The organism is Methylobacterium sp. E-066 (genome assembly GCF_022829635.1).
GTDB lineage: Bacteria > Pseudomonadota > Alphaproteobacteria > Rhizobiales > Beijerinckiaceae > Methylobacterium.
In genome coordinates this window covers 17769-44271 of the sequence record NZ_JAKSYO010000022.1, presented here as the reverse complement: position 1 = coordinate 44271, position 26503 = coordinate 17769, and the positions used below count along the sequence as shown (strand labels likewise).

30 protein-coding genes are annotated in these 26503 nt (G+C 64.0%); 13 read left to right on the top strand and 17 right to left on the bottom strand.

Translation table 11 applies throughout. The annotated features are described in order from the left end of the window. Positions 1-201: 201 nt before the first annotated feature. The 4 genes from MKL20_RS01280 to MKL20_RS01265 form a co-directional block, all read right to left on the bottom strand. Positions 202-627, bottom strand: coding sequence for a VOC family protein (locus tag MKL20_RS01280; protein WP_244035147.1), 426 nt, complete (start codon positions 625-627; stop codon positions 202-204). Between the two features lie 578 nt (positions 628-1205). Beyond that, positions 1206-1658: a MucR family transcriptional regulator gene (locus tag MKL20_RS01275; RefSeq protein WP_244035173.1), complete on the bottom strand. Its 453-nt coding sequence runs from the start codon at positions 1656-1658 to the stop codon at positions 1206-1208. A gap of 229 nt (positions 1659-1887) precedes the next feature. Next, the gene (locus tag MKL20_RS01270) at positions 1888-2070 is read right to left on the bottom strand and encodes a hypothetical protein (RefSeq protein ID WP_244035146.1); all 183 of its coding nucleotides are present in this window, start codon (positions 2068-2070) and stop codon (positions 1888-1890) included. A 16-nt stretch (positions 2071-2086) separates the two neighbouring features. After that, the gene (locus tag MKL20_RS01265; RefSeq protein ID WP_244035145.1) at positions 2087-2719 is read right to left on the bottom strand and encodes an acyl-homoserine-lactone synthase; all 633 of its coding nucleotides are present in this window, start codon (positions 2717-2719) and stop codon (positions 2087-2089) included. A gap of 172 nt (positions 2720-2891) precedes the next feature. Here MKL20_RS01265 and MKL20_RS01260 point away from each other — a divergent pair, with 172 nt between their 5' ends. The 5 genes from MKL20_RS01260 (at position 2892) to MKL20_RS01240 (ending at position 7468) form a co-directional block, all read left to right on the top strand. Further along, a complete protein-coding gene (locus MKL20_RS01260) occupies positions 2892-3623 on the top strand; it encodes an autoinducer binding domain-containing protein (protein WP_243970933.1) in 732 nt (243 codons plus the stop codon). Between the two features lie 44 nt (positions 3624-3667). Next, positions 3668-3898: a hypothetical protein gene (locus tag MKL20_RS01255; RefSeq protein ID WP_244035144.1), complete on the top strand. Its 231-nt coding sequence runs from the start codon at positions 3668-3670 to the stop codon at positions 3896-3898. Positions 3899-4370: 472 nt separating this feature from the next. Beyond that, a complete protein-coding gene (locus tag MKL20_RS01250; protein WP_244035143.1) occupies positions 4371-5495 on the top strand; it encodes an alkene reductase in 1125 nt (374 codons plus the stop codon). Between the two features lie 36 nt (positions 5496-5531). After that, positions 5532-6455 (top strand): hypothetical protein, encoded by a 924-nt coding sequence (locus MKL20_RS01245; RefSeq protein WP_244035142.1) that lies wholly within the window; start codon positions 5532-5534, stop codon positions 6453-6455. Positions 6456-6559: 104 nt separating this feature from the next. Continuing rightward, a complete protein-coding gene (locus MKL20_RS01240; protein ID WP_279594449.1) occupies positions 6560-7468 on the top strand; it encodes a LysR family transcriptional regulator in 909 nt (302 codons plus the stop codon). Positions 7469-7687: 219 nt separating this feature from the next. On the opposite strand, the gene MKL20_RS01235 is transcribed toward MKL20_RS01240, so the two are convergent. Further along, positions 7688-10060, bottom strand: coding sequence for an FdhF/YdeP family oxidoreductase (locus tag MKL20_RS01235; RefSeq protein ID WP_244035140.1), 2373 nt, complete (start codon positions 10058-10060; stop codon positions 7688-7690). A 74-nt stretch (positions 10061-10134) separates the two neighbouring features. Between MKL20_RS01235 and MKL20_RS01230 the strand changes: the two genes are divergently transcribed. Then, positions 10135-10386: a hypothetical protein gene (locus MKL20_RS01230; RefSeq protein WP_244035139.1), complete on the top strand. Its 252-nt coding sequence runs from the start codon at positions 10135-10137 to the stop codon at positions 10384-10386. A gap of 115 nt (positions 10387-10501) precedes the next feature. On the opposite strand, the gene MKL20_RS01225 is transcribed toward MKL20_RS01230, so the two are convergent. Continuing rightward, positions 10502-11680, bottom strand: a complete 1179-nt coding sequence (locus MKL20_RS01225; protein ID WP_244035138.1) for a zinc-dependent alcohol dehydrogenase — start codon at positions 11678-11680, stop codon at positions 10502-10504. A 244-nt stretch (positions 11681-11924) separates the two neighbouring features. Between MKL20_RS01225 and MKL20_RS01220 the strand changes: the two genes are divergently transcribed. Both MKL20_RS01220 and MKL20_RS01215 read left to right on the top strand, forming a co-directional pair. Further along, complete coding sequence (locus tag MKL20_RS01220; RefSeq protein WP_244035137.1) at positions 11925-12287, top strand: hypothetical protein; 363 nt, start codon at positions 11925-11927, stop codon at positions 12285-12287. 120 nt (positions 12288-12407) lie between these two features. Next, positions 12408-13382 (top strand): alpha/beta fold hydrolase, encoded by a 975-nt coding sequence (locus MKL20_RS01215; RefSeq protein ID WP_244035136.1) that lies wholly within the window; start codon positions 12408-12410, stop codon positions 13380-13382. Positions 13383-13777: 395 nt separating this feature from the next. Here MKL20_RS01215 and MKL20_RS01210 read toward each other — a convergent pair whose 3' ends face one another. The 5 genes from MKL20_RS01210 to MKL20_RS01190 all read right to left on the bottom strand — a co-directional run bounded on the left by MKL20_RS01210 (position 13778) and on the right by MKL20_RS01190 (position 16514). Then, positions 13778-13996 (bottom strand): hypothetical protein, encoded by a 219-nt coding sequence (locus MKL20_RS01210; protein WP_244035135.1) that lies wholly within the window; start codon positions 13994-13996, stop codon positions 13778-13780. 283 nt (positions 13997-14279) lie between these two features. Continuing rightward, positions 14280-14516, bottom strand: coding sequence for a hypothetical protein (locus MKL20_RS01205; protein ID WP_244035134.1), 237 nt, complete (start codon positions 14514-14516; stop codon positions 14280-14282). A gap of 346 nt (positions 14517-14862) precedes the next feature. Beyond that, positions 14863-15132 (bottom strand): DUF6894 family protein, encoded by a 270-nt coding sequence (locus tag MKL20_RS01200; protein ID WP_244035133.1) that lies wholly within the window; start codon positions 15130-15132, stop codon positions 14863-14865. Positions 15133-15552: 420 nt separating this feature from the next. Further along, on the bottom strand, positions 15553-15798 hold the full coding sequence (locus tag MKL20_RS01195) for a hypothetical protein (protein WP_244035132.1): 246 nt from the start codon (positions 15796-15798) through the stop codon (positions 15553-15555). Then, positions 15795-16514: a Crp/Fnr family transcriptional regulator gene (locus tag MKL20_RS01190; RefSeq protein WP_409568087.1), complete on the bottom strand. Its 720-nt coding sequence runs from the start codon at positions 16512-16514 to the stop codon at positions 15795-15797. The genes MKL20_RS01195 and MKL20_RS01190 overlap by 4 nt, the downstream gene beginning before the upstream one ends. Before the next feature lie 627 nt (positions 16515-17141). Here MKL20_RS01190 and MKL20_RS01185 point away from each other — a divergent pair. The 3 genes from MKL20_RS01185 to MKL20_RS01175 all read left to right on the top strand — a co-directional run bounded on the left by MKL20_RS01185 (position 17142) and on the right by MKL20_RS01175 (position 18776). Next, positions 17142-17906 carry a Crp/Fnr family transcriptional regulator gene (locus MKL20_RS01185; RefSeq protein ID WP_244035130.1) on the top strand — a complete coding sequence of 255 codons (765 nt, stop codon included), beginning with the start codon at positions 17142-17144 and terminating at the stop codon, positions 17904-17906. 3 nt (positions 17907-17909) lie between these two features. Next, the gene (locus tag MKL20_RS01180) at positions 17910-18176 is read left to right on the top strand and encodes a hypothetical protein (RefSeq protein WP_244035129.1); all 267 of its coding nucleotides are present in this window, start codon (positions 17910-17912) and stop codon (positions 18174-18176) included. Between the two features lie 75 nt (positions 18177-18251). Further along, on the top strand, positions 18252-18776 hold the full coding sequence (locus MKL20_RS01175; RefSeq protein WP_244035128.1) for an amidohydrolase family protein: 525 nt from the start codon (positions 18252-18254) through the stop codon (positions 18774-18776). 512 nt (positions 18777-19288) lie between these two features. On the opposite strand, the gene MKL20_RS01170 is transcribed toward MKL20_RS01175, so the two are convergent. Together MKL20_RS01170 and MKL20_RS01165 are read right to left on the bottom strand one after the other, a co-directional pair. Beyond that, a complete protein-coding gene (locus MKL20_RS01170) occupies positions 19289-20083 on the bottom strand; it encodes an ABC transporter permease (RefSeq protein ID WP_244035127.1) in 795 nt (264 codons plus the stop codon). Between the two features lie 88 nt (positions 20084-20171). Further along, positions 20172-20735, bottom strand: a complete 564-nt coding sequence (locus tag MKL20_RS01165) for a DUF308 domain-containing protein (RefSeq protein ID WP_244035126.1) — start codon at positions 20733-20735, stop codon at positions 20172-20174. Between the two features lie 163 nt (positions 20736-20898). On the opposite strand from MKL20_RS01165, the gene MKL20_RS01160 reads away from it, so the two are divergent. Both MKL20_RS01160 and MKL20_RS01155 read left to right on the top strand, forming a co-directional pair. Beyond that, positions 20899-21792: an AraC family transcriptional regulator gene (locus MKL20_RS01160; RefSeq protein WP_244035172.1), complete on the top strand. Its 894-nt coding sequence runs from the start codon at positions 20899-20901 to the stop codon at positions 21790-21792. Positions 21793-22436: 644 nt separating this feature from the next. Next, on the top strand, positions 22437-22832 hold the full coding sequence (locus MKL20_RS01155) for a VOC family protein (RefSeq protein WP_244035125.1): 396 nt from the start codon (positions 22437-22439) through the stop codon (positions 22830-22832). Between the two features lie 316 nt (positions 22833-23148). Here MKL20_RS01155 and MKL20_RS01150 read toward each other — a convergent pair whose 3' ends face one another. The 4 genes from MKL20_RS01150 to MKL20_RS01135 form a co-directional block, all read right to left on the bottom strand. Beyond that, positions 23149-24066, bottom strand: a complete 918-nt coding sequence (locus MKL20_RS01150; protein WP_244035124.1) for a dihydrodipicolinate synthase family protein — start codon at positions 24064-24066, stop codon at positions 23149-23151. Between the two features lie 80 nt (positions 24067-24146). Beyond that, the gene (locus tag MKL20_RS01145) at positions 24147-24950 is read right to left on the bottom strand and encodes a transporter substrate-binding domain-containing protein (protein WP_244035123.1); all 804 of its coding nucleotides are present in this window, start codon (positions 24948-24950) and stop codon (positions 24147-24149) included. Between the two features lie 60 nt (positions 24951-25010). Further along, entirely contained in the window at positions 25011-25787 is a 777-nt protein-coding gene (locus MKL20_RS01140) for an amino acid ABC transporter ATP-binding protein (protein ID WP_409568089.1), read from the bottom strand. Positions 25788-25821: 34 nt separating this feature from the next. Further along, positions 25822-26499 (bottom strand): amino acid ABC transporter permease, encoded by a 678-nt coding sequence (locus MKL20_RS01135; protein ID WP_244035122.1) that lies wholly within the window; start codon positions 26497-26499, stop codon positions 25822-25824. Between the last annotated feature and the right edge of the window lie 4 nt (positions 26500-26503).

The following is a 26503-nucleotide window of genomic DNA, read 5'->3' as shown; positions in this document are numbered from 1 at the left end:
ATCGGACGGTCCAGGCTTATGCAAAGGGTCGTGGCTGGCCCTCCGGCTATGTCCGCTTCGATGCATCCGCCGTCCGAAAGCGGACGGACAGAAAACCACCCGACGCGGACGTGGAGCGTCCTCCATTAGGCAGCTGCGAAGCGGACCTTCCGAGGGTCTGAGAAGGGTCGGAGGCAGACCTCCATGGATCAGCCATGAAGGCTACGTCGGGAGGATCAGGCAACCGTCGTCTGCGAGAGCGAAGTCAGGGTTCCAGGCCACCTCCCACACAAACCCATCCGGGTCGCAGAAATGGCCGTGGTATCCACCCCAGACCGCGTTCTGCGCCAACTGGGTGATCGTCCCTCCGAGCGCCTCGGCACGCGCGAGCACTTCATCCACTTCGTCACGGCTGCGCGTGTTGTAAGCGAGCGTGAAGCCCTGTGAGGGGAGGCTCTGCAGAGGGACGCCAGCATCCGCGGCCAGCTCAGCGCGTGGATAGAGCGAGAGACCCAGACCGCCCAGCTGAAAGAAGGCGACACCCTGTGCGGCAACGACCCGGCGAGGCCAGCCCAACCCTTCGTAGAAGGCGGTTGCGCGGTCGAGGTCAGTGACGCCGAGAGTGACGAGGCTGATACGTGGTTCCAAAGCAGGCCCTTCTATCGGTGACAGCCTTCTCGCATGAACCGTTGCCCTTGCCTTGAGCGTCCTTGTGGGCGCCAAGCAGAGCGCGGTGCTTCTCGGTATCGGCAGACATGCGTTTCTCCCAGCCGGCGACTGGCCGACTCGGTGAGCCAAGCTCCTTCTTCGGTGCCAGTTCCTGAAGGGTGATGCCGGCTCCGACCTCAGGGCGCCGTTCACCACCGGTCATACGAAGAGCGGGGCTTGGCAAACGGCCAGCTGCTCTCCGGGATGGAGGACCTGACCGGATAACTCGTGTCGAAAACGTTCGCCCCCGGCATCAAGCATTTGATCGTCGCAACCTAACCGCTAGAGGAAAGACTGCTTCCCGCCAACTGAGAGACAAACCACGCGGTGCTTTGCCACCGTAGCGCCGTAGACCTCACCGTTGACGTGACTCCACCCCTTAAAAGTAGCCCCCCCCTGAGGTATGGCTTTGAGCCATGCCGAGGTTGACCCCGATTGTGATCAACGGCCTATGCGAGTTCTCGGGCTATCGCAGCCCCCCCGAATCTTGGTTCGGGCGAAAGGTGAGCCTCCGGGTCTCATTCTGCGGCTTGTTGCGGGTGCCGAACACTCCGTGCCCCCGGTACCCCAAGACCGATCGCCTTTGCAATCGCCGAGCGTTGCTCGGCGTAGCTGGGGGCCACAGTCGGGTAGTCGCTGGGCAGGCGGTAGCGGGCACGGTACGTCTCAGGCGTAAGACCGTGGGCGGTGAGATGTCGCTTTAGGGTCCTGTACAAACGTCCGTCAATAAAGCTCATGATATGGTCATGCTGGACCGATCTGCGGATCTGTGCAGGAGTCGGGACTTCAGTAGTTGCGATGGCTGAATGGAGTTCGTCGGATGGCTGTCCCAGGCTGCAGAGTGCCCAATGAATGGACTCGAACAAGCCTGGCAGATCAGCGGCTGCGATGTGATTGTTGGTCACATAGGCGGCCGTGATCTCAGCTGCTAGCTTAAGGCATGAGTGTGGCAGTAAATCTTGAGAAGACATTTTAGTCATTGAAGTTTTCCTCACATTGCCCCCTACTGCCGGCGAAAGCATAAGATTGATTCCACTTGGTAGGTCTTCGCAGTGCCAGTAGATATTTTCAGAAATAAGTGACCTGCCGCTGGATTTTTGACGGATTCCAGCGACAGGAAGATGATGTTGATAGGCAAAGAAAGCTGCCAATTGTCGTTATTTGTGGGTTCTGTTACCTAGAAAAGTTTTTTCAAATTGATCATCCTCTCAGATTGGAAAGGAGAAATCCAAGTTCGATCAGTACGACGTCAACAAGTTCGCGTAGCTTCGGGTCAATAAGTTCGTTGACGGTTTGTCGAAGATCCAGGGCTTGCTCGGCGGCGCGCCTTATGAGCTCACCCCCGTCATCGACATGGCTGCCATTGGCCAGCGCGTTGCTCATGACATGGTGGCCTTCTTCAGCTTGCCAGCCGGGCAGCGACCCGGCTCTCTGGCGCCAAGACCGAGTCCGTGCTTCCGCGCATCTTCTGGAGCTGTCGGAGGCTGCGGCCGTCGAAGCCGGCATTGACCGCGACGATCTCGACGTCATCGATCATCTGCGGAAGCCCAAGTGGCAGGGCATGGATATGCAACTGAAGCAGCCGTAGAAGCCAACTCGTCGGCATTTCGGAGACGAAGCCTTTCAGGCCTCGCGGCAACCCCCACTCGACGATGCCTGTGAGAATGGCCAGGGCTGTTGGATTAAGCCGACGGCCCGAGGTGCGAGCGGAACCGGCGACGCCGATCCGACTCCATTCGACGATATGCGGCGAGGAGGGTGGCACGCCTTCGCAAAGCTGAGGCAAATGCGTGGAGAGAACGTAGGGGCGTGCAGTTGGAAGAAGCCTGGAGTATCCCACAACCTCATCGTCGTCGACTGCGAGAAGATGGACGGCGTGCTCGTCGTCAAACTCGTCGATCTCACGCTTGTCATCGCGCGCGATTGCTGCCCAGCCCATCTCCTCCACGAAAATCCTATGCCGCAGGCGCCACGCTTGCTCCATTAGGTCTCGGTTATGATCGACATTCGCGGCAGTGATGACTTGAATCATGAAACACCTCCGTGCTTGGTGTGCCCGCCCGACGAGGCGCGCGACACCACGCGAACGCGTGGTGTCCGCCCGTTTGTTGCGCAGTGTGGGCTATTTCCGGAGATGAGGTCTCGGTGCTATCGTCAGTTGAAACGCGGCTCGAAGCTTTCGAGAGCAGACGATTGGGGCTGTCGTGAGCCGAAAATCACTCGATCACACGCTCAAGTTGCTCAAAGAGCTTGACCGAGCTGTCAGCGTTCCCGAGGTGGTTTCAACGGTACACCGCCAACTCGCGGGTTTTGGGATCGACGCGATCATCGCCGGGCTTCTCCCTACATCTTCCGCCCTGACCGGCTTCAACCGGCAGTTCCTGGTGATGGAAAGCGTTCCCGACGAGTGGCGGCAACGGTACCTGCATCGGCGCTACGCCGCACACGATCCGATCGTCGTTCAAACCCTGCACAGGCAGACGGGATTTGGCTGGCGCGACCCCGCACTCCCGTCGCCGACGTCGGAGACCGCTGTTCAAATCATGAACGAGGCGGCCGAGTTCGGCCTTCGCGACGGCTACACGGTCCCCCTGACGACCGTCGAGGGTGAGATCGGCGGGATGAGCTTTGCGGGCCGCCGGCTCGAGATAGCCCCTGAGCATCGCGGAATGCTGACGCTTGTCGCGAGCTACGCCTTCGGTCACGGCCTGCTTGTGCGCGGCCAGCCAATCGAACAATCCGCCGGCCTTTCACCGCGCGAGCGTGAGACCCTTCAGTGGACCGCTGAGGGAAAAACCGACTGGGAAATCGGCGAGATCATGGGCATCTCGGAACACGGGGTCGACTCACACCTGCGCGGGGTGCGCACGAAACTTCGAACACGCAATCGGGCTCAGTCTGTCGCCGAGGGTTTCCGGCTCGGTTTGATCGTCTAGGTACGGGGCATGCCGCATCGGCCGACAGAAAATTCGAGTAGCCCTTGGCGCAAGATGAGCGAGACGATCATCTCCTGCGATTGATTGCGGCAGCCCTCAGCGTACCTGTGCAAGCGTTTGCGACTGAAGGTGCTGTCAAACTGGACAAGGCCGGTGATCTGCACGGCACATACCTGCTCGCCAGGTTGATCCGGGCTTTCCGCGCACTTCCGAACGACGATGAGCGGCTCGACGCGCTCCGCATAATCGAAGAACGAACAAACCGGACTTCTTGACGCAGGCCGCACATCACACGCCGATAAAAGATGGTTCCGGGCACCAACGTCTGAGCCGCCACGAACGACAGCATCTGACCGAAAGCGGCATGTCCGCTTCGGAGGCGTTGGAGTCGTAAAGCAGCCATTTGGCTGCCGCCTCAACTTGGTTGCAGGAAGGGATCTGGTCAGTTTTTCGAAACCACCATGCGCGACGTCGTTCGTAAAGATTGGCTTGGCCCTTTTGGCCTAGAGCCCAGCTATCGATAGATTGAGGGACAAGGACTGTCCCAGCCATCAAGAGGCAGGTTCGCCACCCCCCCCTCGTGATGGTCGTACGGAATGCTCTCGACGGCCAGCCGACCGGATTGGGGACGCTGCGTCCCCACAGATCGGATCCGATGCATCTTCTGTTCGAATGCGGCGCCCACATCTCAGCAGGAGGTCGCTTGATCGGAGACATGAACCGGTCGCCCAGTTCGGAAGGAACCGCGTGTCCCCCTTGTTCGCCCCTTTCTCCCTGGCGGGTCTGCAACTGCCCAATCGGATCGTGATGGCACCGCTCACCCGCTCCAGGGCCGCCAACGACGCCGCCGATGCGATGACCGCATTGTACTACACGCAGAGGGCGAGCGCCGGGCTGATCGTCTCGGAGGGGACGACAATCAGCCAGGAGGGACGGGGCTATCTGTTCAACCCGGGCATCTTCTCCCCCAGGCAGGTCGCTGGCTGGAGAACCGTTACGGACTCCGTGCACGGCGCCGGCGGCCACATGTTCGCCCAGCTCTGGCACGTCGGGCGGGTGTCGCACACCTCGCTTCAGAAGGACCAAGCTCCCCCGGTCAGCGCATCGGGCAGAACGGCGGCGGGCGCCAAGGCGTATGCCTACGACGATGCCGGTAAGCCGGCCTTCGTCGCGGCGTCCCGACCGCGTGCCCTGTCGACCGACGCGGTCGGCCGGGTCGTGCAGGACTTCGCGACCGCCGCATCGAACGCCGTCGAGGCCCGGTTCGACGGGGTCGAGATCCACGGCGCTAACGGCTACCTGCACGAGCAGTTTCTCAACCCGCACGTGAACGACCGCACCGACCGCTATACCGGGGCGACGGTCGCCGGCCGCCTCGCCTTCACGCTGGAGGTGGTCGACGCCATCGCGGCGCGCATCGGGGCCGCCAGGATCGGCATCCGGATTTCGCCTTATGGCCGGCTGTTCGACATGCCGGCCTATGATGAGACCGAGGCGACCTACCTTGCCCTGGCAACCGAGCTGGCCGGGCGTGGCATCGCCTACATCCACGTCATGGACCAGTCGGGCTTCGACACCGGCGCGATGGCGGTGGATGCCATACCGGCGCAGCACCTCTTCTGGGACAAGCTCCGCAAGGCCTTCCCGACCGGCGCGATCATCCTCGCTGGCGGCATGACCCTCGACCGCGCGAACACGCTCGTCGGCGCGGGGACTATCGACTTGGCCGCCTTCGGGCAGGCGTTCATCGCCAATCCAGATCTGGTCGCACGTCTGCGGGAAGGGTTCCCTCTCGCGGTTCCGGACAAGGCGACGTTCTACGGCGGCGGTGCCGCCGGATACGTCGACTACCCGTCCTACCGCGCCGCCTGACCCGGCCCACCCTCGCGCTCGCTCAAGGATACGATCTTGCCCAAGCTCACGACGTCCGTCGACTATTCCGACCGCGACAGGTCGATCACGATCAACTCGTACACCACGGTGCTCCGCCACCCGAAGGTCCCGTACGAGCTGTTCGCCACCTACTGGCGGGACGTGCACGGCCCCCTGTGCGCACGCATCCCCGGGCTTGGCTGGTACGTGCAGACCCACCTCGCGCGCGCGCAGGACGCACGCCTCTGGCCGGCCCTGGACGGTATCCAGCCGTTCCCGGACTACGAGCTAGATGGCGGCGTCGAGATCGGCTTCCACTCCGCGGCGGATCAAGCGGCCTTCAACGAAGCCTGCCCGATCCTGTTCGCGGATGAGCAGAACATGTTCGCGGCGACCGTCGCCTACGCGCTGCCGAAGGGGTCGACGACGCTGGTCGACCGGGTCGCGGACCCCTCCCCGAACGCCGATGACGGGCTCGATCGCATCCACCTCCATCTTGGCGCAGCCCACGACGACGCGGCGGCGTTTGGCGACCGCGTCGGTCGCCTAGCCCGGGCGCTCGCCGCCGATGAGGCGGTGCTGCGGGTCCGCCTCCACCTGCCGGACCCCTACGACAACGCCAAGCCGGCTCCCCCGGCGCCCAACGTCGGCCACGAGGTCCCGGCCGAACGTCGCCTGATCGCGATCCTCGACCTCGCCTTCGCCTCGCCGCTGGACCGGAGCCTGTTCTACGCGTCCGACGCCTTCGTTCGGGCCTGCGACGGCTTGGCGGCCGATATCGCCCATGCCGCGCCGTTTGCCGTCAGTGGCGTCTACACGTATGTCCGGGACAAGCAGCTGACGCTCGCAGGCCTGCGGGGCAGCCGCCCGGCCCAGCTCATCGAGAGGCTCGGTGCCCGCAACCAGGTCGCCGCCGATGTCCGCCACCTGCTGCATACCGGCACGCTCCTGGGCCGCTGATAGCCTCGGCCGGGGAGCCGCCGGCGCGGCGGCTCGGACGGATTCGGCGGCGGATCGGCGCGCCTCCGGCCTCAGCCGCGACCGCGCCGCAAGGCGACCGCCTCATGTCTCCTGAACGCATCGAGGACACCGTCGCGTTCGTGCAGGCGGCGGACGCGCGGAGTTTCACGGTTGCGGCCGAACGGCTCGGCCTGTCGCGCTCGACAATCGGCAAGCGGATCGCCCGACTGGAGGCGCGTCTCGGCGTCCGCCTGCTGCATCGCACGACGCGCAGCGTGACGCTCACCGACGAGGGCGCGACGTTCCACGGGCGCTGCACGGAGATCCTGGAGGCACTGGAGGCCGCCGAGGCGGTGGTGACGGCACGCGGCGTCTCGCCGAGCGGTCGCCTGCGGATCGACGTCCCAGTGTCGCTCGGCCGCCTGCAGGTGCTGCCCGTCCTTCAGCGGTACATGCAGCTCTGGCCGGCGGTCGACGTGAACGTCAGCTTCAACGACCGTTACGTCGACCTCATCGACGAGGGCATCGACGTCGCCGTCCGCGTCGGCAGCATGAGCGACAGCAATCTCGTGAGCCGGAAGGTGGCACCCCACGCGCTCGTCACTTGCGCCGCGCCGGATTACCTAGCCCGCCGCGGGACGCCGTCGACGGTTGACGACCTGGCAAGCCACGATTGCCTCACATTCAATCACGGCGGCCGTCCAGTCGAATGGCGCTTCCGCGTCCAGGGCGCGCCGCAGATGGTCGCGGTCGGGGGAAAGCTGACCTCCAACAACGCCGAAGGGCTGCGCGATACCGTCATCGCGGGCTTCGGGATCGGGCAATTGGCCACGTTCCTCATCGCCGACGCGTTGCGCGACGGCAGGCTCGTGCCGATCCTCGCGAGCCATGCCTCGGAAGGCGAGCCCTTATCGGTTGTCTACCCGGTCCGCCGATTGCTACCGCCCAAGGTCACGGCGTTCGTCGACCTTCTGACTGCGTCCTGGCAGCCCCGCCCGCCTTGGGACCATTGATCCAACGACGGCACCGTGGCTTGGCGAGTACCACCGGGATCTACAGCTCCCACACAAGGTGCGGCCTCTGAGTTCTCGTTCTTCGACCCTGAAGCAGACAGGCTGACATCTACCCGACTGCAACGCTCGATGGGCCATCGGGGCCGCCGGATATAGGCAAGCGACTCGTATCCGTCCTGTATTGAGCCACGCGCATGGACCGAAGCGTGATATGCCAGGCTAGCCGGCAGCATACTCCAGCTGCGGCTCAAGCACGCGGTCGCTGTCCGCGTGCATCGTGACTGGGATCATCTTGGCCGCCGGGGTCTTGCTGCCGGTGGCGTAGTGCCAGATCGGCATCAGGACGTTGCATTCCGGATAGTAGCCGCCGATGCAGCCGATCGGGATGTCGTAGGCGACGACCAGCAGCCCGGAAAGCTGGCGGTCGATGCCGTCATGCGCGACCGTCTTGAGCGTGACCGCCTGCCCGACCTTCAGCCCCAGCCGGTCGATATCCGACCGGTTCATCAGCACCACCTTGCGGGTGTTGTTGATGCCCCGGAACCGGTCGTCGTAGCCGTAGACGGTGGTGTTGAACTGGTCGTTGCTGCGCAGGGTCATCAGGCGCAGCACGTCGTGCCCGATTGCGGGCATGTCGGCATCCTCGTCCAGCGCGTTCGGCGTGACGAAGTTGGCGCGGCCGGTATCGGTGCACCATTCGCGGCGCTTCACCGGCATGTCGCGCTGGAACCCGCCCGGCTCCCACATGCGCCGCTCGTAATCCCAGAACGAATCCGGCAGCGTCTCGCCGATCTCCTTCCGGATCTCGGCATAGTCCTGCATGTACTCATCCCACCGGACCCGGGGGTTGGGTTCGAGCACCGCCCTGGCGAGTTCGCAGATCAGCCGAATCTCGCTGATCAGGTGCGGCGAGGCGGGTTTACGCAGGCCGCGATTGCCGTGCACGCAGGCCGAGGTATCCTCCATCGAGAGGACCTGCGGGCCGGCCTTCGTCTCGTCGATCTCCAAGCGCCCGAGCACCGGCAGGATGTAGCTGATCTCCCCCGGCAGCAGGGCGCTGCGGTTGAGCTTGGTGATGACGTTGACGGTCAGGCGGATCCGGCGCCAGGCCGGCTCCATCTGGCCGTGATCGGGGATCGCCCGGACGAAGTTGCCTCCCAGCATGATGAAGGCGCGGACCTCGTCCTTGAGCACCGCCTCGCAGGCCTCGACGGTGTTGTAGCCGGCCTCACGCGGCGGCTCGAAGCCGAACTGCGCGCCCAGCCGGTCTAGCGGGAACAGCTCGGGCTTCTCGGTGATGCCCACCGTGCGCTGACCCTGGACATTGGAATGGCCCCGGACCGGGCAGATGCCGGCGCCGCTGCGGCCCATATTGCCACGCATCAGCAGCAGGTTCACCAGCATCTGGACGGTCTCGACGCCGGCTTGGTGCTGGGTCAACCCCATGCCGTAGACGGCGATGACGGCCTTCGAGACGCTGTAGACCTTGGCGGTCGATTCCATATCGGCCCGGTGTAGGCCCGAGCCGCGCTCGAGCGCGTCCCAGTCCTGAACCCGCAGCCAGGCGAGGAACGTGTCGAAGCCGTGGGTGTGCTCCGCGATGAAGGCCTCATCCAGCACCGGTCCGCCGCCCTCCGCGAGCGACGCGTCGTGGAGGGCCAGAACCGCCTTGCAGATCCCGGCCAGGGCCGCGAGGTCGCCGCCCGCCTTGACCTGATGGTACTGCGAGCTGATCCGCGTGGCCTTGCGGGTCAGCATCTCGACGGGGGATTGCGGGTTCAGGAAGCGCTCGAGCCCGCGCTCGCGCAGGGGATTGTAGGTGATGATCGGAACGCCGCGCTGGCTGGCCTCCTGCAGCGGGTGCAGCATGCGCGGCGCGTTGCTGCCGGGGTTCTGGCCGAAGAACAGCAGGCAGTCGGCCTTGCCGAAATCGTCCAGCGCCACCGTGCCGATGCCCTGGCCGATGCTGGCCGGCAGCGCCACCGAGGTGGTCTCGTGGCACATGTTGGAGGAGTCGGGCAGGTTGTTGTTGCCGTAGAGCCGGGCGAGCAGCCCGTAGAGGTAGCTCCCCTCATTCGAGAGGCGACCGGAGCTGTAGAAGACCGTGCCCTTCTTGCGGTCCTCCACGGCGCGCAGCTCGCGGGCGATCTCCTCGACGGCATGGCCCCAGGAGACCGGCACGTACTTGTCGCTCGCCGCATCGTAGCGGAGCGGATGGGTCAGCCGGCCGGGCTGCTCAAGGTGATAATCGTCCCAGTCCAGGAGCTCGGTGACTGTGTGCTTGGCGAAGAAGTCCGGGGTGCAGCGATGCGCGGTCAGCTCCCAGGCCACCGCCTTGACCCCGTTCTCGCAGAACTCGAACGGAAGGGGGCTCGCCGGCTTCACCCAGGCGCAGCTGTTGCACTGGTAGCCGTCGACCTTGTTGTGCCGTGTCAGCGCGACCGGAACGCTCGCCAGCACGCCCTCACGCCGCAGGATGTTGCCGACGGAGAGGGCCGAGCCCCATCCGCCGGAGGGCAGGCGGTACGGCTTGAAGGTGGGCTTTTCCAACAGATGAACTCCGGACCTCAATGGCAGGGAAACACCTGCCATCCACCGGTGTTTCATAAAAGAATTCCCGGATCCGGAAATTTATTCGCCTCCAACATACATCAACAACAGAGGTTATGATGGTTATCGGCCGCGATTACATGCTGAGAAAGCCCGACGGGCCTTCGGCAGCGAAGCACTTTCTTCACACGCAGCTCGTGCCGCGGGCCGTCAATCTTGCCGGAGGGCTGGAAGTGGCTTTGAGCCGGGCTTCGACAAGGACCGGCATTCGCCCGGCCGTCATCCTCGGCGGGATCGCGGCCGCGACGGTGATGGCAATGGTCCGGCTTTGGGAAAGCCGCGCCGGAACGGGCCAACGGAGGGTCTGAGGCAGCCACGTCGAGCGTAGCATGTCCTGTTATTACCGTGAGATCCGTTCGCAACTGAGGGGGCGAACCGGATCGCGCATGCAACGCGCGGCGGCCGGAGCCGCCGCGCTTGCCCTTAGCCGTGCGGCTTGAACACGACCTTCGTGCAATTGTCGGTCTTGTCCCGGAACGCCTTGTAGAGCGCCGGTCCTTCCTCCAGGTTGGTGGAGCGGTGGCTGATGATGAACGACGGGTCGATGTCGCCGTTCTGGATGTGCTCCAGCAGCGGCTTCATGTAGCGGACCATGTGGGTCTGGCCGGTCTTTAGGGTCAGGCCCTTGTTCATGAGGATGCCGAGCGCGACCGGCCCGACAGGGCCGGCGAAGACGCCGGGCATCGAGACGTTGCCGCCGGGGCGGCAGGCCAGGATCGCCTGGTTGAGCGCGAACGGCCGCTCCAGGCTCACCGTGTGCTCCATGATCGCGGAGGAAACCTTCTGGAGCGTGGTGTCGGCCCCGTGGGATTCCATGCCGACCGCCTCGATCACCGAGTCGGGACCCAGGCCGTGGGTCATCTCCATGAGCGTGTCCTGCACGTTCTGATGGCCCAGATCGATGGTCTCGGCGCCGGCCTCGCGGGCGAGCGCCAGCCGCTCGGGCACGCTGTCGATGGCGATGACGCGCTTGGCCCCCAGGAGGTAGCAGCACTTCACGGCGAGCACGCCCACCGGCCCGCAGCCCCAGATCGCGACCGTATCCTCCGGGCCGATGTCGCAATGCTCGGCCGCCTGGTAGGCGGTCGGGAAGATGTCGCTGAGGAACAGGACCTGCTCGTCGCTGAGCCCCTCGGGCACCACGATGGGGCCGACATCTGCGTAGGGCACGCGCAGATACTCGGCCTGGCCACCGGCGAAACCGCCGGTGATGTGCGAGAACCCGAACAGCCCAGCGAGGGGGTAGCCGTAGGTCTGCGCCTGCAGCTTGCCGTTCGGATTGGTCCGCTCGCAGCAGCTCCAATTGCCCCATTTGCACTGCCGGCACTCGCCGCAGCAGATCGTGAACGGCACGACGATGCGGTCGCCGACCTTCAGCTTGTGATTGTCGCGCCCGACCTCGATGACCTCGCCCATAGTCTCGTGGCCGAGGATGTCACCGCATTCCATGGTCGGCATGAATCCGCCCATCAGGTGCAGATCCGAGCCGCAGATCGCGCAGGCGGTGACCATGATGATCACGTCCCGCCCATGCTCGATCGTCGGATCAGGCACGGTCTCGCAGGTGATTGTGCCGCGGCTCTGCCAGGTGAGCGCTTTCATTCAAAATATCTCCATCGCCCGTTTTAGGCGCCAATACGAATAACCGGCGTTTAAAGACGAATGATCCCAGGAAAATTCATTCTGAAGACGCAGGAAATATTTTCGCCCGTGACGCGGATCGATCGGGACGACCCGGTGTTTCCCTATTGCAGTGCAACATTTTGCGGCCGCTCCATCGCCGCAGCCGCTCTTGCCGCCGGCTCGGCGTGCGTCGCGAGCCCGCCCTCCATCTCAAGGATCACTCATGCGTCTCGTACTCTCCCTCGGGGCCTCCGCCCTCCTGCTCGGCCTCTCGCAGCTGCCGGTCCGGGCCAGCTCCTGCGCCGAACAGATCGGGACGATCGAGCGCCGCCTCGACAGCGCCGGCGCCATCCACGTGGCCGGCCTCCAGGACGGCCACACGGTCCGCAGCAGCCAGTCGCCGAAGGCCCTGGCGCAGGCCCCGACCGGCGCGCCGAGCGACGCCCATATGATCTCGACGGCGGCCCATATCGCCGAGGCGCGGCGGCTGATCGGCCGGGCGGTAGACGAGGATCGGGCCGGCCAGCAGCACGCCTGCGAGGATACGATGACCGAAGCCAAGGGCATGATCGGCGCGCTGCCGTAGGGCCTCGTCCCGAAACACGCTGCGCGACGCGCGAGCCGTCGCGCTCGCCGCCCGGACGGCATCGCTTCGGATTGATCCGGTTGATCAGGAGCACGGCCCCTCACCTTTCAGGATCAGATCATGACGCGTCGCTCCACCTCCCGCCCCTGGCTCGTGCCGACCCTAATCGGCTCGGTCGCCGCCCTGGGCGCCTCGGCCCTCTACGCGCTGGCGGCGACCCGCAAGGCGGAGCGGCGCACCCCACCGATCGGCCAGTTCATGACCGTCGACGGCGTGCGCCTGCACTACATCGAGCGCGGTCACGGGGAGCCGCTGGTCCTGATTCACGGCAACGGCACCCTGATCCAGGATTTCTTGGTGAGCGGTATCGTCGACGATCTCGCCAAGCGCTACCGCGTCATCATCTTCGACCGGCCCGGCTACGGCTACAGCGACCGCCCCCGGGGCCTCTGGACGCCCCGCGCCCACGCCACCCTGTTCGAGAAGGCGCTGCAGCGGCTCGATGTGTCGCGGGCCATCGTGCTCGGCCATTCCTGGGGCGCGCTGGTCGCGGTCGCCCTGGCGCTGCAGGCCCCGCAGCTGGTGCGCAGCCTCGTCCTGGCCTCGGGCTATTACTATCCCACGCTGCGCGCCGACGTGATCCTCACCGCCCCGGTAGCGATCCCCGGGATCGGCGACCTGATGCGCTACACCGTGTCGCCGTTGGCCGGCCGCCTGATGCTGCCCGCCCTGATCAAGGGGATGTTCGCGCCGGCCGCCGTCTCGGAGCGCTTCGATCGCGCCTTCCCGAAGGCCATGATGCTGCGCCCGCTGCAACTGCGCGCCTCGGCGGAGGATGCCGCCACGATGACGCCGGCGGCCGCGGAGCTTCAGCACCACTACCGGGACCTGAAGCTCCCCGTCGTGATCATCACGGGCGGGGACGATCAGATCGCCGATGTCGGCCGGCAATCGCAGCGGCTGCACCGGGAACTGCCCGGCAGCACGTTCATGGTCGTGCCCGGCATGGGCCACATGATCCACCACCTCGCGCCCGATCAGGTCATTGCCGCCGTGGCGCGGGCATCGGAACCGGCCATTCGGGCGGCCGCCTGATCGAGGCGACACGGGAGACTTTGCGTTGCCCCTCCCGGACGATCCGGATGACACGGTGGTCGGCAGTCCTGATCCGCCCGTGTGCGATTGCCCCTCACGGCGGCCCGGAGGGCCGTTGCCCCCTGGTTCATGGCGTGATCGACGACCTGTCGGCCGAGATCGTCTGGTCTGGCTGAGAACCGTCTCCGATCGCGACGCGATCGGAGACGGTTCTCAGCGGTTACCTCTGTTCTGGAAGTGGGATTCCAGAGGCGATGTTGCTCGGCGCCACGACGGCGAGCGTCACAGCCACAGCATCGTGACCGCCAGGAAGGCCACCTGGAGCGCGAGCATGACGCCGATGAGCGCTTTCGCATCTCGGTCGTCGAGCGCCCATTCCTCACGCTCCCTCCCGGTCATGTTTGCGCCGTTCCGGCGCGGCCGGAATAGGTGAACACCATGCGCCCGGAGGCGTCGGTCACAATCGCGACGCGGGGCCGGCCGGGCTTGCTGCTATCGACCTCGTAGGCCGCGATCGTTGCGGCATCGGCCGCGTCCTTCGCATCGTAGATGCGTGGGGCGCTCCGCGGCACGCCGGCCACCCCGATGCGATCGATCTTGACGCGGTATGTCATGCCGGGCGCTCCAGATTGGACGCCTGCGCCGTCCCCACGGGTCGGAGGAAACAGGAGGTCGGCGCAGGCGATGCCAAGGCCGACGGTACTCGGCGATGACGCGTCAAGATTGCACAGGCGCTAGGTCGAGAAACTTAATTCTGACGGTTTTCGATAAATCGTCCGCCAACAACTTGGCTCGACCCGGAGATACGAGGAACGCCACGCTGAGTGCTGCGAAACGGCGCTGCAAGGGACACGGTCATCAGACAGCCTCCCGATGCCCGCTCCCGTTGATCGATCCTCAAGGATTGATAAGCGGGCTATGCTTGTCGCCACCGGTCGGACCGGACCCGTCTTTGGCCTCCGTGTTGTAGGCGTTGGTCTCGTACCGCTGATCCCGCAGCGGATCGGGATAATCCGTCAGCGCGCGCCAGGGTGTGGCCGGGGTACCAAGGCGAAGGGCGCTTGGGAGGCGGAACAGCCAGAACGCGAGCGCCATCCACGGGACGATGAAGAACAAGAACGCGGCCAGACCCATGGCGATTCTCCCGAAGGTGCCAGCTGGATCTGAGGTGAGCAGCAAGCCGCTCGTTCCTACGGCAATTGGTCTATATCGAGCCTGTCAAAAGACCAATGTTGGCCGGATCAGCTTGATTTGCTCAAATAACGACATTTAAATCTGGAAATACAAGATCGACTTGCGCGCTTGAGATTGACATAGATTGTCGACGAGGTTCCGGCACTTTTCAGGGCCGATGTCCTGAATTGTTTGCGGGGTTCGTGATCTGACGTAACCCTGAGGTGCCGGCAGCGTTCTCGAGGGCGGGACGCCGACACGAGCGAGCCGAGATGGTAGGATCGCCCGGTCCTTCGCGGCTTCGGACCTACGAATCGTGGCGTGGAACATGCCATTCGCCGACGAGTTCGAGCCAGGCGGAGTAGACCAGATTGCCGTCGGCATCGCGCACCTGAACCGAAAACGTGTGACGATCCCGGTCCGGGAGCTTGTTGCGCGCCATATCCGGCAGGGCATCCAGGGCCTTGATGCGGGCGGCATCGAGGCTCGGCAATTCAAAGCCTTCATCGTCCTCCAATCGGAAATCGCCGTCATCGGTGTCGAAGAAAAAAAGTGGCATCGAATATCCAGCCCTCACGCAAGCGGGAGCTCGCCGGCTCTCAGTAGCTAATCCCGTAATATTCGCCCGGCAAAATGTACAGTCTTAAATCGGTCTAAGATTTCAGTCATCAGGATATTTTGCTGTATTTCTGTAGTTTTTGCATCAAAAGATCATAAATTCATCCGGATTAATGGTTGTGCGCAATGCGAATTATTGCGCATCTGCTGGACAGAGCGATGGTCGTATGACCGATCGAGAGGCAATTGCTGGACGCAGAGATCTGGCGCCGGAAGCCCGCCGTCTCCGATCGCAGCAGACATCAAAGGAGATCGCCACGGTGGATGCGGTGCTCGCCGACCCCGCGATCGAAGCCGGCCTGCCAGCCTTATCTCAGGTGAGGCAGCTGCATGGGACGGCGCGGTCGCATCGTAAGATGGCCGGCGTTGAAGGAGGCTCTCAGGCCGCGTCCGCCAATTGCTGCTCGATCCAGGCCTGGGCGGTATCGAGGTCGGCGAAGGTCGGCCGGTTCGGCGTATCGACCCACCCGAAGCCCGCTTCCAAGAACCACATCCCGGCCATGTCCTCGTGATATGCGGACAGCTTCACAAGTACGGCCGCCGGGAAGCCGTCGGCGAAGACCAGCTGCCCGTCGATATCGTAACTGTCGGTGGCGACCCGCACCGGTTGCAAGCGAAGGGTCATCCAGTCGCCCGCTTCTCCAGATGCAGGTACGTCGGGTCAAACTCGGAGACACGCAGAAGTTCATTCCAGGCCTCGATCACCAGGGTGCTGCTTCGGAGCGTGATCAGGGTCTTGCCGCGCATCTCTTGGAGCACACGATTGATGTGCACGGGGGTGAGCCCCAGCGCATCGGCGAGATCCGCCTGAGTGACCGGCAGCGGACAACGGTAATTCCCGGCCAGCCCCACCGCTTGCAGCTTCAGATACAGCTCACAGAACAGGTGAGCGACGTGTTCGAAGGCCGAGCGCCGTCCCATGCTCACCAGCCACTCGCGGAAGATTCCCGCGTCGATCAGGGTGTCACGCCAGAGGATCGCCGCGATGCCGGGATGGCGTGCCGTCAGGTCCCGCAGGTTCTCGTGCGGAATGAAGGCCACGGTGGCTTTGGTCATCGTGCCGAGGCTGTGATCCATGGTGTGGATATGCAGGCTCTGGAGATCCGGGATGTCGCCGGGGATGTGAAACGACAGGATCTGTCGCTTGCCCTGGCTGAGAAGCTTGTAGCGGCAGGCCCAGCCGTCGATGATCAAGCAGCAATGCGAGGGCTTGTCGCCGTCGCGCACGATGTCCTGCCGGGCGTCGAGCTTGTGGATCCTGACCGGCAGGCTCTCGATGGCCTGGCGGTCCTTGTCGGAGAGGCGCGCGATGCTCTCCAGCTTGCGGATGAGCCAGTTCATGGCATGATGATCGGGGGCTGAACTCATACGGCTCCACCGCATATTGCAGGTGGAAGCGCGCGGCTCTCCCAGCCATCAGAACCTGTTTCGGATCGACTGATGATAGGCTCTACAATAGGCCGCGGTTGTCCGGGCGTTCGGTCATAAGACGGGTTTCCGAGGCGATCGCGCCCCGGTCGGGCTCACCGTTCCATCCCGGCCTGCTGTCGCTGCGCGCCCGGCTATCGGCATGGCCTTCATCAAGATGCTCGTTCAGCAAGTCACGTTAAAAGGCGGAAATAGGTCAGAACCTCGACAAATCCCGTCTTTTGATCGGATCGATTCTCTAATACGCTGGCATTGAGTATCCGGCTGTTGCCGCGATGATGTGAGCGCAGTTCGCCGCGCGAGCGCTCCTTGCCCCTTCATCGCTCAGATGGCTCTTTCCAACCCGAGCGCACTAAAGCCCCGTCGCCCGGTCCGGGTGGCGGGGCTTTTTTGGGTGCGGGCCATTCGTTCCCGGGGAGAGCGGGACACCCGGGATTGCGCCGGTGATGCCCCCGAAGAAGCGTAACCGCTTGGCCGAATGGTCTTCCGAGGGGCACCTTCCGGACGCGAACTCGTTCTCCCACCGATGAGGGCGGTCCGATGCAGCAGGCGCTGACGCGGAAGCTTGAGAGCTTCGAACCCTTGTCGGACCAGGCGCGCTGGGCCCTGAACGGCCTGGTGCTGAAGGTCCGGCAAGTCGACGCACGCCAGGATCTAATCCAAGAAGGCGACAAGCCGGACAACGTCCTGCTCATCCTCGATGGCTTCGCCTGCCGCTACAAGGTGCTCCCGGACGGCCAGCGCCAGATCATGGCCCTCTTGGTGCCGGGTGATTTCTGCGACCTCAACGTCTTCATCCTCGACGAGATGGACCACAGCATCGGCACCATCTCGACCTGTCAGGTCGTGGACATCCCCCGGCGGGCCATCGACGAGATCACGGTGCACCATCCGAGCATCGCGCGCGCCTTCTGGTGGTGCTCCCTGGTCGATGGTGCTGTCCTGCGGGAATGGCTGGTGAACATGGGAGGACGCTCTCCGGTCCAGCGCATCGCCCACCTCCTGTGCGAACTCCTGATGCGCCTGGAAGCGGTCGGGCGTGTCACCGACAACAGCTACGCGTTCCCGCTCACCCAAACGGAGATCGCCGACACGATGGGCCTGTCCGACGTGCACGTGAACCGGACGCTGCGGGAACTGCGCGCGCTCGGCCTGATCCATCTCAAGTACCGGGTGTTGACCATCCTCGACGTCGAGCGGCTGAAGGCCTTCTGCCTGTTTACGCCGAACTACCTGCACCTGCGCAACACCCGCTGGGGTGAGCGGCGCGCCCTGAGCTGGCCCGGTCGCGCCCAGGAGGGCTAGCCGATGTCTGAACCGGGCAACGTCGAGACGCTGATCGTGCTGCAGCCGATCGCCGTCGATACGGCGAGCCCTGATCGCGAAGGCCGGCTGGTGATCGCCAACGGCCTCCTCGTGGCGGTGCTGGTGCACCTCTCCGAGCTGGGTCATGAGCATCCAGGACGCTGGTTCATGGAGGCGGGGTTCGGTCGGCTGCACGGACTCAGGGTCCCGGCCTTTCCGAACCTGGAGGCCGCAACGCGCTGGCTCCGACGGCATCTGAAGCCGGCTTGAGCTGGCTCGCCGATCGCGGGATAGGAGGGGTCCCCCGTCGGCTCCGAGGGGGGCTCAGCGCAACAAAGGCACAGGATGAGCGACCCCGAGCAGGGTCGCGCCGAAGCCGTCTACGTCTCGGCCATGGTCGGCGAGATGATGCGGCGCGTTCTTGGTGACGCCCTCGTCGACCTCGCGCTCGCCGCCTACGGGCTCGGCTGGCACTACGAGGCCGGGCTTCAGTTCGAGCGCCTCGTCCTGGCGGGCACGTTCGACCGCCACCCCGGCCTCCAAGTCATCCTCGGGCACTGGGGTGAGGTGGTCCTGTTCTATCTGGAGCGCTTGGCCGCGCTCCAGCGCGTGGCCAAGCTCGACCGACCGGTCGCCGACTACGTGCGTGACAACCTCTACGTCACAGCGAGCGGGATGTTCAGCCTTGATTACTTCCTGCGATGCGTCGAGATCGTAGGCTTGGATCGCGTCCTGTTTTCCACGGACTATCCCTACCAGTACCGCCCCAGCCGAGAGGCCCGAGGATACCTCGCCCGGCTCCCGCTCGACGACGCCGACAGGGTAAAGCTTGCTCACGGTAACTGGGAGCGTCTCACTCGCCGAGACTAACGCGGATCGGCTTTGGTCCAGAGCGACGAGCCTCGAACCGGACGTGGGGAACTTTCGAGAGCGGTCCCTGCGGCTATGTTTGCTTCGATGCATCTACTGCCAGAAAGCGGACCGTCGCAAATCCACCCATCTGAGACGTTCAGACGAGCGAACGCCGCAGCAGATGCTGGCCGTAAGCGGAATGGCCGCTTCTGAACAGGAGCGCCGCACAAGGAGTCGAGCCCCTGCCGCCTCAACTTCGCCGTAGCAGCTTCACCGCGCATTTTCCGAAGGCAGGCTCGCGTTCAACTAGCATTCTGACGGCCAAGCGCCCGATCGGACGATAATTGCGCAGCGATTTCTGTCGGTCAGCCGCGAACGCGGCGTTCATTCGACCTCGCGAGGCGTACAACTGAACGTGCGCTTGAACGCGAAAGCGAACGCGCCCTTTGAGCAATAACCGAAGCCGGTATAGCAACGAATTCGAACGTGTCGACGCGATCCAGGGACCACGCACGTATGCCTTTTGGCGCTCAGCCTTGCAGTTTCGACACGACGTGCTTGACCAACAACAGGCCGACACTCACGCACGTCAAGCCGAACGCAACGACATAGAGATAATCGACCTGCAAGCCAGCATCCGGGTAGTAAGCTGACCTCACCCACTCGGACACCTGCAAAGCGGGGTTGTACTTTAGCCAGTTATAGATTTGTTCAGGTAGGAAGCTTGGCAGGAATATGACGCCGCTGGAAACGTAGAGAAGGATGCTGAACAGGGCATAGCCGATCAACCAGCCAGGGAAGAACCCGATGATGGCGACGTTGATCGTGCCAACGCCGATGCCGAGCATGATGGCGGCAGCATAACCGCAGACTGCAGTGATAGGGTCTGCAGGAACCGGGTCGACGCCGATGATGGTCAAGACGGACATGACCACGATCAATGCCAGGAAGCCGGTCACGATCTCGACCAGTACACGAGAGAATATCAGATCGAACAGTTTGACCTGCGGATAATACGTCAGCGGCCGGTTCATAATGACCGACTTCATGACCTCACGGGATACGTATTGAAAGACTAGAACTGGAACTGCGCCAGATGCGAAGAATAGAGCCCTGTCGCCGCCAAGCGGCGCGGCGATCTTCTGGAAAGTGTAAATTGTGATCAGCGCGAAGACATGCACGCAAGGCCAAAGCACGACGACACCGTAGCCCCAGAGTGAGGCGCCAAAGCGTGTGCGCATGTCACGGAGGATGAGGGCGTGCAGCACATGTAGATAGGCCTCGCACGGACTTTTATGGGTTTGGATCGGCGCAGACTCAGGCATCGAAGCACGCCTTTAGCTTCCATCGCGGCGAAGGGAGGACGTGCTGCGCACCCGATTACCAGGCGCGGAGCACCGGAAGCGGATCTGCTCAGGCTGTACGCTCGGTCGAGGAGCTGCGCGCCATCAGCACCGTCAGCCAGATTGCCGAGACAAGGAAGTAGAACCCGCCGAAGGTGGCGTACGCTGCAATATCCGAGGCTGCGGGGGCCGCGATGTCAGCTGCGCGCTTGATGATGAAGCCGCCAGCCAGGGCTGACTGCGCCCCGCTCAGGACCATGGCCCACTGGGCACCCGTCCGCCAGCGCCGTACACCAGTAGCGAGTTGCAGGAGGCCAGACAGCGTGGCCCAAACACCGAACACCACCAGCACGGTATGGGAGCTGTAGCCAACGGACCAGATCACTGCAGCGGTCGTCAGCAAACTGACCAGGAAGTTGAGCTGCTGGCTGGGATTAGCTTTGAGGCCGCCACTTCGGCGAGCGTCGATCAGGTTGGCGGCGGCATCCCATGCCGGATAGGCGATCAGGAGCGCGATCGAGACGGGCGGCATGCTTTTGCCGATGGTCAGTGCGGCACCGACCCAGGCCGCGGCAACCGCGGCCCGCGTGAAGTAATAGGTTCGCAACCACTCCGAAGAGGCCGTTTCTTGCATTTCGTTGTCCTTTGTATTGATTCCTATCTCGATCAGTCGGACTGTCAAAAATCCTCGCCTTGGCTGTCTTCGAGATAAGTTTCTGGATTAAATTTGGGCTTTAGCGACGCAGTGAGATCGTTTTGCTGCTCAACCTTGTAGGGACGGGACCGCCGGGATGGCCATAACTGAAACACGAGAAAACTTGACCGTTCCTCCGGATGACGCCGCCCGTGGTGCGGCGTCCGGCGATTTGCTGTCACACGTGTTGGCGCAGGTCCGCCTCACCGGTGATGGCGTGTATGCCGATGCGATTCCGGCAGGCGGGCAGGTCGCTCTGAATCCAAGCATTGCGCACGCCTTCATCGTCACCGAAGGCGCCTTTCAATGCGCAGCTCCCGAGGACTCGCATTCCATGCTGGTTGAGATGGGAGACCTCATGCTACTGCCTCATGGTTTGGGCAACATACGTTTGACTGCCGCGCAGGACGCGAAAGTTGTGATCTGCCGATTCTGGTTCGATCCTTACAGCTTGCGGAGCATGATTTCTGCTCTGCCTCAGCGCATCCATATCCCCCACGCCGATGGCGAAGGATGGTTGGATGGGATCCTGCATTTTCTGATGATTGAAACGACAGATACCCAGCCCGGCGCGGCATTGATGATCTCGAAGATTATCGATGTGCTCATCATCCGCACGTTGCGGACCTGGGTTCATCTTGGTCCATCATCCGGATGGTTGGGCGGACTCGCTGATGCGCGCGTGGCCCGTGCGCTCAAAGTCCTGCATCAGGAGCCGCTGCAGATGTGGAGCGTTGAAGCGCTGGCTGACATTGCGGGTATGTCGCGCTCAAATTTTTCAGAACGGTTTACTCAACTCGTCGGCCTTTCACCATTGCGCTACCAGAACGAATGGCGGCTTAATCTCGCCCGGGAGATGCTCGCACGAGGAGAAGCCCGGATCGGCGAGGTAGGGCAGCGCATCGGCTATGAATCGGAGGCCGCCTTCAGTCGCGCCTACAAGGCCCTGTTTGGACATTCTCCAAGAGGTGAGCACAGTTTGTTCGACGAGATCTGACCTAATTAGCTGAAATCAATAAGCTTTTGCTATTTTGAGGTTTAGACAGACTTTCTAGAAATTTTTCTACGTTAGTTTTAGTTCGTTTTTCGTACGCAACGATTTGAGGCAGCTGTATGACCGTTCACGGTGGGTTTCTGCCGGTCGTCTTGCGGGCGGCAAGCCGTTGAAACGGACGTCGTCTACGTGTCCGCTCCATATTAGGCATCTAATGCGAATGGTCGAGCGCACTCGGCAGCGTCCGCTTATTGTACGTCTTGAAAGCCCGCTGAATGGCCGCAATGGGCGCAAAGGCGAACGACCGGTTTTGCGCCCATCGGGGATCCGGCATGGCGTAGTCTGGCCGAAAGCCGCAAGTCTGCTTCGGAGATCGGCGGCCGGAAAAGCGGACGATCTCTTATCGACCCAAGTCAGCCGTCCGCAGCGTTTGGCCGGCGCCTCCAAAGCGGACAAGCATCCTCGTTTCAGCCCTCTGGTCAGGCGTGTTCGTTGACAGGCTATCGAGCGCTGCGTACCCAAGCCTCGGACGTGTAGAAGTCACAACCCGGTCGGTAGTCCGGGTGGCTCAGCGCTCGTACATGGCGGCCGCCGTCAGCGGTCGACTACCAGCGCGTCCTTTCCGATGAACAGGAAAGGTGTGTCCAGTGAAGCTCAACCACATCAATCTCACCAGCATCGACGTTCCTGCTGACGTAGCGATGTTCGAAACCTACTTCGGTCTTCGCACCACGGTGATGCGCGGAAAGACACTCGCCGTCCTGCAAGATGATGGCGGCATGCTACTGGTTCTAAACGACTTCGCGAAAAAGCGGGGCAGCTTTGTTTACCCTGAGGATAGCGACGTCCACCACATTGGCTTCATCCAAGAAAATCGGGAACAGGTTGACGCGCTGAACGCACGCCTGAAGGCCGGCGGCTGGGACGTGCCAGAGCCGCGCGACTATCACGGCGCTTGGACGTTCTACTTCAAAGCTAAAGGCGGCTATTTCGTCGAAGTCGCTACGCAGACCCAGCTCCGGAGCGCAGAAGCTACCGCCTGACCGGGCCGTCCGGTTCGCTTCCGTTGCTCGCCTGTCGGGAGCGGACCGCCTCCAAGCGACCTAAGCGGCCAATCCGCAATCGACCCGATGCAGTCATTTCCACGCTGCTGTGTGGATCCCGAAAGCGGACGTATGTTCCGCTGCTACGATAGCGGCGATGCACTCGATCTGGTCATCCAGGAAGCGCCGGACATGGCTCCGTAGTGGACGTTCACCGTAACAACGGTGATGCCGAACCAATCGCAAAAGGTCGGCACGCGGAACGTTGCGGAGGATCGCCGTGAGACCTGATCGGCGACTCGCCATGCGAACGGAGTCACCGCCCCCAGCGCAGCACCAGCGCGTCGTTCCGCCGGGCGAGCTCGATCAGGCCGGCACGGGTGGCGGGGTGGAGGGGCTGGATCGGCAGGCGCGCGGTCTCGTGGGCGATCACCCCGCCCTCCTGCATCAGCGCCTTGCAGGCAAGCAGCCCGCATTGCCGGTTCTCGTAGTTGATCAGCGGCAGCCAGCGCGCGTAGGCGTCCAGCGCTTCCTCCCGGCGACCGACCGCGTAGGCGTCGGTGATCTGGCGGATCCCGTCCGGATAGGCGCCGCCGGTCATCGCCCCGGTGGCGCCGGCATCGAGGTCGGCCAGCAGGGTGATCGCCTCCTCGCCGTCCCAGGGGCCGATGATGGCGTCGCCTCCGAGCGCGATCAGCTCGCGCAGCTTCGCGGCCGCCTGGGCGGTCTCGATCTTGAAGTAGGCGATGTTGGCGATCTCCCGGGCCATGCGCGCGAGGAACGCGGCCGAGAGCGGCGTGCCCGCAACCGGCGCGTCCTGGATCATGATCGGGATGGAGATCGCATCGGAGACCGCGCGGAAGAAGTCGTAGATGCCGAGCTCGGGCACGCGGATCGTGGCGCCGTGATAGGGCGGCATAACCATCACCATGGCGGCCCCGGCGTCCTGCGCCCGCCGCGAGCGCTCGGCGCAGACCTGCGTGGCGAAGTGCGTGGTGGTGACGATCACCGGCACGCGGCCGGCCACATGCTCCAGCACGGCGTGCATCACGCGCTCGCGCTCGTCATCGGCGAGCACGAACTGCTCAGAGAAGTTCGCCAGGATGCAGATGCCGTGGCTGCCGGCATCGATCATGAAATCGATCGCCCGGCGCTGTCCGTCGAGGTCGAGAGCGCCGGAGGCGTCGAACACCGTTGGGGCCACCGGAAACACGCCGTGGTAGGGGGCCGTCATGCGAAGCGTCCTCGCAACAGTATCTTGTCTAAGTTAGCCCGAAGTGCGTCATGCCATTCGGGGCTTGATTTCAGTCTTAGTCAGTTCGTCATCTCAAGCGGAAGCGATTGGCCGAAGTATTTCTGGTAGATATCATTCAGCTTCCTATTCTTCAGGTTGGTATCTACCCAGCCGTCGACCCAGGCCTTCAGCTCCGTGTCCTTCTTCCGCAGGCCGACGGCCATCGGGTAGGCGTTCATGGTGATTTTGACCGCGAGCTTCTTGGCCGGGTTGGCATCGCGCACGCTGTTGGCGGTGGATAGCGCCGCCGCGAGGATCGATTGCTGGCCGGTGGCCACCGCCGTGTTGGTGGTCGCCTCGTCCTCGTAGCGCACGATGGTGGCGCCGGAGATCGGCTTCAGTGCCTTCGTGAGCTCGATGTCGGCGGTGGTACCGCGGGCGACTGCCACTGTCTTACCGGCCAGATCCTCGGGCTTGGCGATGGCCTCGCCCTCGGGGGCGGCGATCACGACGGGGATGACGCCGTAGGGCTTCGAGTACTCTACGACGCGCTTGCGCTCCTCGGTGATCGAGAAGGAGGCGATCACGATGTCGGCCTTGCCCGAAAGGAGGAACGGCACCCGGTTCGCGCCAGAGACCGGGACGATCTCCAGGGCGACACCGAGGTCCTTTGCGAGCAGCTTGGCGGTGTCGACGTCGGAACCGGTCTCCTGCGCCTTGCCGTCGAGCATCCCGTAGGGCGGGTGGCTGACATCGATTGCGACGAGGATCTTGCCGCGCTGCTTGATCGTATCGAGGGTGTCGGCCGCCTGCGCGGCGGCGGGCATGAGGGCGGCGAGGCCGATCGCGAGCGCGAGGCGGCGGGTGGCGTGGGTCTTGATCATGGGGGTCTCCTCCGGGGGGGGTGTCCGGCCGCCTCGGGGCGGCTCTCGTGGGGGTTGAGTTCAGAGGCCGTTGCCGACGAACTGGCGCAGCTCGGGCGTGGCGGGGTCGCGCAGGATATCCCGCGAGCCCTTCTCCCAGACGGTGCCCTTGTGCATGAACACCAACTGGTCGGCGACGGAGCGGGCGAAGCCCATCTCGTGGGTGACGAGGACCATGGTCATGCCGGCCTTCGCCAGCCCCTCGATCACCCGCAGCACCTCGCCGGTCAGCTCGGGATCGAGGGCCGAGGTCACCTCGTCGAACAGGATCAGGCGCGGCTGCATGGCCAGCGAGCGGGCGATGGCGACCCGCTGCTGCTGGCCCCCCGAGAGTTGCTCCGGGTAGGCCTCGGCCTTGTCGGCGAGCCCGACCTTGTGCAGCACCTCGCGGGCGAGCTCCCTCGCCTCGCTCAGCCCGAGGCGCTTCACCTTGCGCGGGGCGAGCATCACGTTCTGCGCCACGGTGAGGTGCGGAAACAGGTTGTAGCTCTGGAAGACGATGCCGACGTCCTGGCGCAGGCTCCGCAGGTCGGTGCCGGGCTCGTGCAGCCGGCGGCCGCAGACCGTGAGCCGCCCGCCGTTGATGGCTTCCAGCCCGTTGATGCAGCGCAGCGCCGTGCTCTTGCCCGAGCCCGAGCGCCCGACGAGCACGGTCACGTCGCCCCGGTGCACGTCGACGGTGATGCCGCGCAGCACCTCGACGGTGCCGAAGGCCTTCCGCACGTCCTCGAAGCGGACCATCGTCTCCCGCTCCGGCGGTGCGGCCGGCGTGGCCGGGCGCGGGTCGGCGATCGTCATGCCGTCTGTCTCCGCTCGCATCCCTCGTCTCCTGTCAGGCCCGGCGCATCCGCGCCTCGAAGCGGCGGCTCGCCACCGACATCGGATAGCAAATCAAGAAGTAGATCAGCGCCGCGATGGTGAAGACCTGAAACGGCTTGTACGTGGCGTTGTTGATGACCTTCGCCGAATAGGTCAGGTCGAAGAAGCCGATCACGACCGAATAGGACGTGTTCTTGACGATCTGCACCAGGAAGCCGACGGTCGGCGGCACCGCGACCCGCATCGCCTGGGGCAGGATGACGTGGACGAAGCGCTGGGCCGGCGTGAGGGCGAGGCACTCGGCCGCCTCCCACTGCGTGCGGGGCACCGCCTGGATGCAGCCCCGCCAGATCTCGCCGAGATAGGCCGCCGACCACAGGGTCATGGCGATCCCCGCCGCCACGAGGGCCGGCACCTCGAACCCGCCGATGCTGACGCCGAAATAGACGACGAACATGATCACCGGCAGGGGGATGCCCTGGACGAGGGCGACATAGGCGCCCGCGCCCTGCCGCAGGAGCCAGGAGCCAAGGCCTCCCTTCCGCGCCGCCCGGGCGAGCGCCAGCGGCAGGCCGAGCACGGTGCCGCCGACGAAGCCGAAGAGCGACAGGACGAGGGTCCAGCCGGCCCCCCGGAGGATGAAGAGGAACTGGTCCGGCGTCAGGCCGAGCGGGAGGCCGAGGATGCTCATGCCG

What these genes read in the sequence shown, in the direction of transcription:
- MKL20_RS01240 (WP_279594449.1), top strand. Translation starts at nt 6,560, where the DNA reads ATGTCTCCTGAACGCATCGAGGACACCGTCGCGTTCGTGCAGGCGGCG.
- MKL20_RS01235 (WP_244035140.1), bottom strand. Translation starts at nt 10,060, where the DNA reads ATGGCAGGTGTTTCCCTGCCATTGAGGTCCGGAGTTCATCTGTTGGAA.
- MKL20_RS01215 (WP_244035136.1), top strand. Translation starts at nt 12,408, where the DNA reads ATGACGCGTCGCTCCACCTCCCGCCCCTGGCTCGTGCCGACCCTAATC.
- MKL20_RS01135 (WP_244035122.1), bottom strand. Translation starts at nt 26,499, where the DNA reads ATGAGCATCCTCGGCCTCCCGCTCGGCCTGACGCCGGACCAGTTCCTC.
- MKL20_RS01230 (WP_244035139.1), top strand. Translation starts at nt 10,135, where the DNA reads ATGATGGTTATCGGCCGCGATTACATGCTGAGAAAGCCCGACGGGCCT.
- MKL20_RS01145 (WP_244035123.1), bottom strand. Translation starts at nt 24,950, where the DNA reads ATGATCAAGACCCACGCCACCCGCCGCCTCGCGCTCGCGATCGGCCTC.
- MKL20_RS01205 (WP_244035134.1), bottom strand. Translation starts at nt 14,516, where the DNA reads ATGGGTCTGGCCGCGTTCTTGTTCTTCATCGTCCCGTGGATGGCGCTC.
- MKL20_RS01195 (WP_244035132.1), bottom strand. Translation starts at nt 15,798, where the DNA reads ATGACCCTTCGCTTGCAACCGGTGCGGGTCGCCACCGACAGTTACGAT.
- MKL20_RS01180 (WP_244035129.1), top strand. Translation starts at nt 17,910, where the DNA reads ATGTCTGAACCGGGCAACGTCGAGACGCTGATCGTGCTGCAGCCGATC.
- MKL20_RS01270 (WP_244035146.1), bottom strand. Translation starts at nt 2,070, where the DNA reads ATGAGCAACGCGCTGGCCAATGGCAGCCATGTCGATGACGGGGGTGAG.
- MKL20_RS01140 (WP_409568089.1), bottom strand. Translation starts at nt 25,787, where the DNA reads ATGACGATCGCCGACCCGCGCCCGGCCACGCCGGCCGCACCGCCGGAG.
- MKL20_RS01165 (WP_244035126.1), bottom strand. Translation starts at nt 20,735, where the DNA reads ATGCAAGAAACGGCCTCTTCGGAGTGGTTGCGAACCTATTACTTCACG.
- MKL20_RS01275 (WP_244035173.1), bottom strand. Translation starts at nt 1,658, where the DNA reads ATGTCTTCTCAAGATTTACTGCCACACTCATGCCTTAAGCTAGCAGCT.
- MKL20_RS01225 (WP_244035138.1), bottom strand. Translation starts at nt 11,680, where the DNA reads ATGAAAGCGCTCACCTGGCAGAGCCGCGGCACAATCACCTGCGAGACC.
- MKL20_RS01150 (WP_244035124.1), bottom strand. Translation starts at nt 24,066, where the DNA reads ATGACGGCCCCCTACCACGGCGTGTTTCCGGTGGCCCCAACGGTGTTC.
- MKL20_RS01190 (WP_409568087.1), bottom strand. Translation starts at nt 16,514, where the DNA reads ATGAACTGGCTCATCCGCAAGCTGGAGAGCATCGCGCGCCTCTCCGAC.
- MKL20_RS01210 (WP_244035135.1), bottom strand. Translation starts at nt 13,996, where the DNA reads ATGACATACCGCGTCAAGATCGATCGCATCGGGGTGGCCGGCGTGCCG.
- MKL20_RS01170 (WP_244035127.1), bottom strand. Translation starts at nt 20,083, where the DNA reads ATGCCTGAGTCTGCGCCGATCCAAACCCATAAAAGTCCGTGCGAGGCC.
- MKL20_RS01175 (WP_244035128.1), top strand. Translation starts at nt 18,252, where the DNA reads ATGAGCGACCCCGAGCAGGGTCGCGCCGAAGCCGTCTACGTCTCGGCC.
- MKL20_RS01220 (WP_244035137.1), top strand. Translation starts at nt 11,925, where the DNA reads ATGCGTCTCGTACTCTCCCTCGGGGCCTCCGCCCTCCTGCTCGGCCTC.
- MKL20_RS01185 (WP_244035130.1), top strand. Translation starts at nt 17,142, where the DNA reads ATGCAGCAGGCGCTGACGCGGAAGCTTGAGAGCTTCGAACCCTTGTCG.
- MKL20_RS01265 (WP_244035145.1), bottom strand. Translation starts at nt 2,719, where the DNA reads ATGATTCAAGTCATCACTGCCGCGAATGTCGATCATAACCGAGACCTA.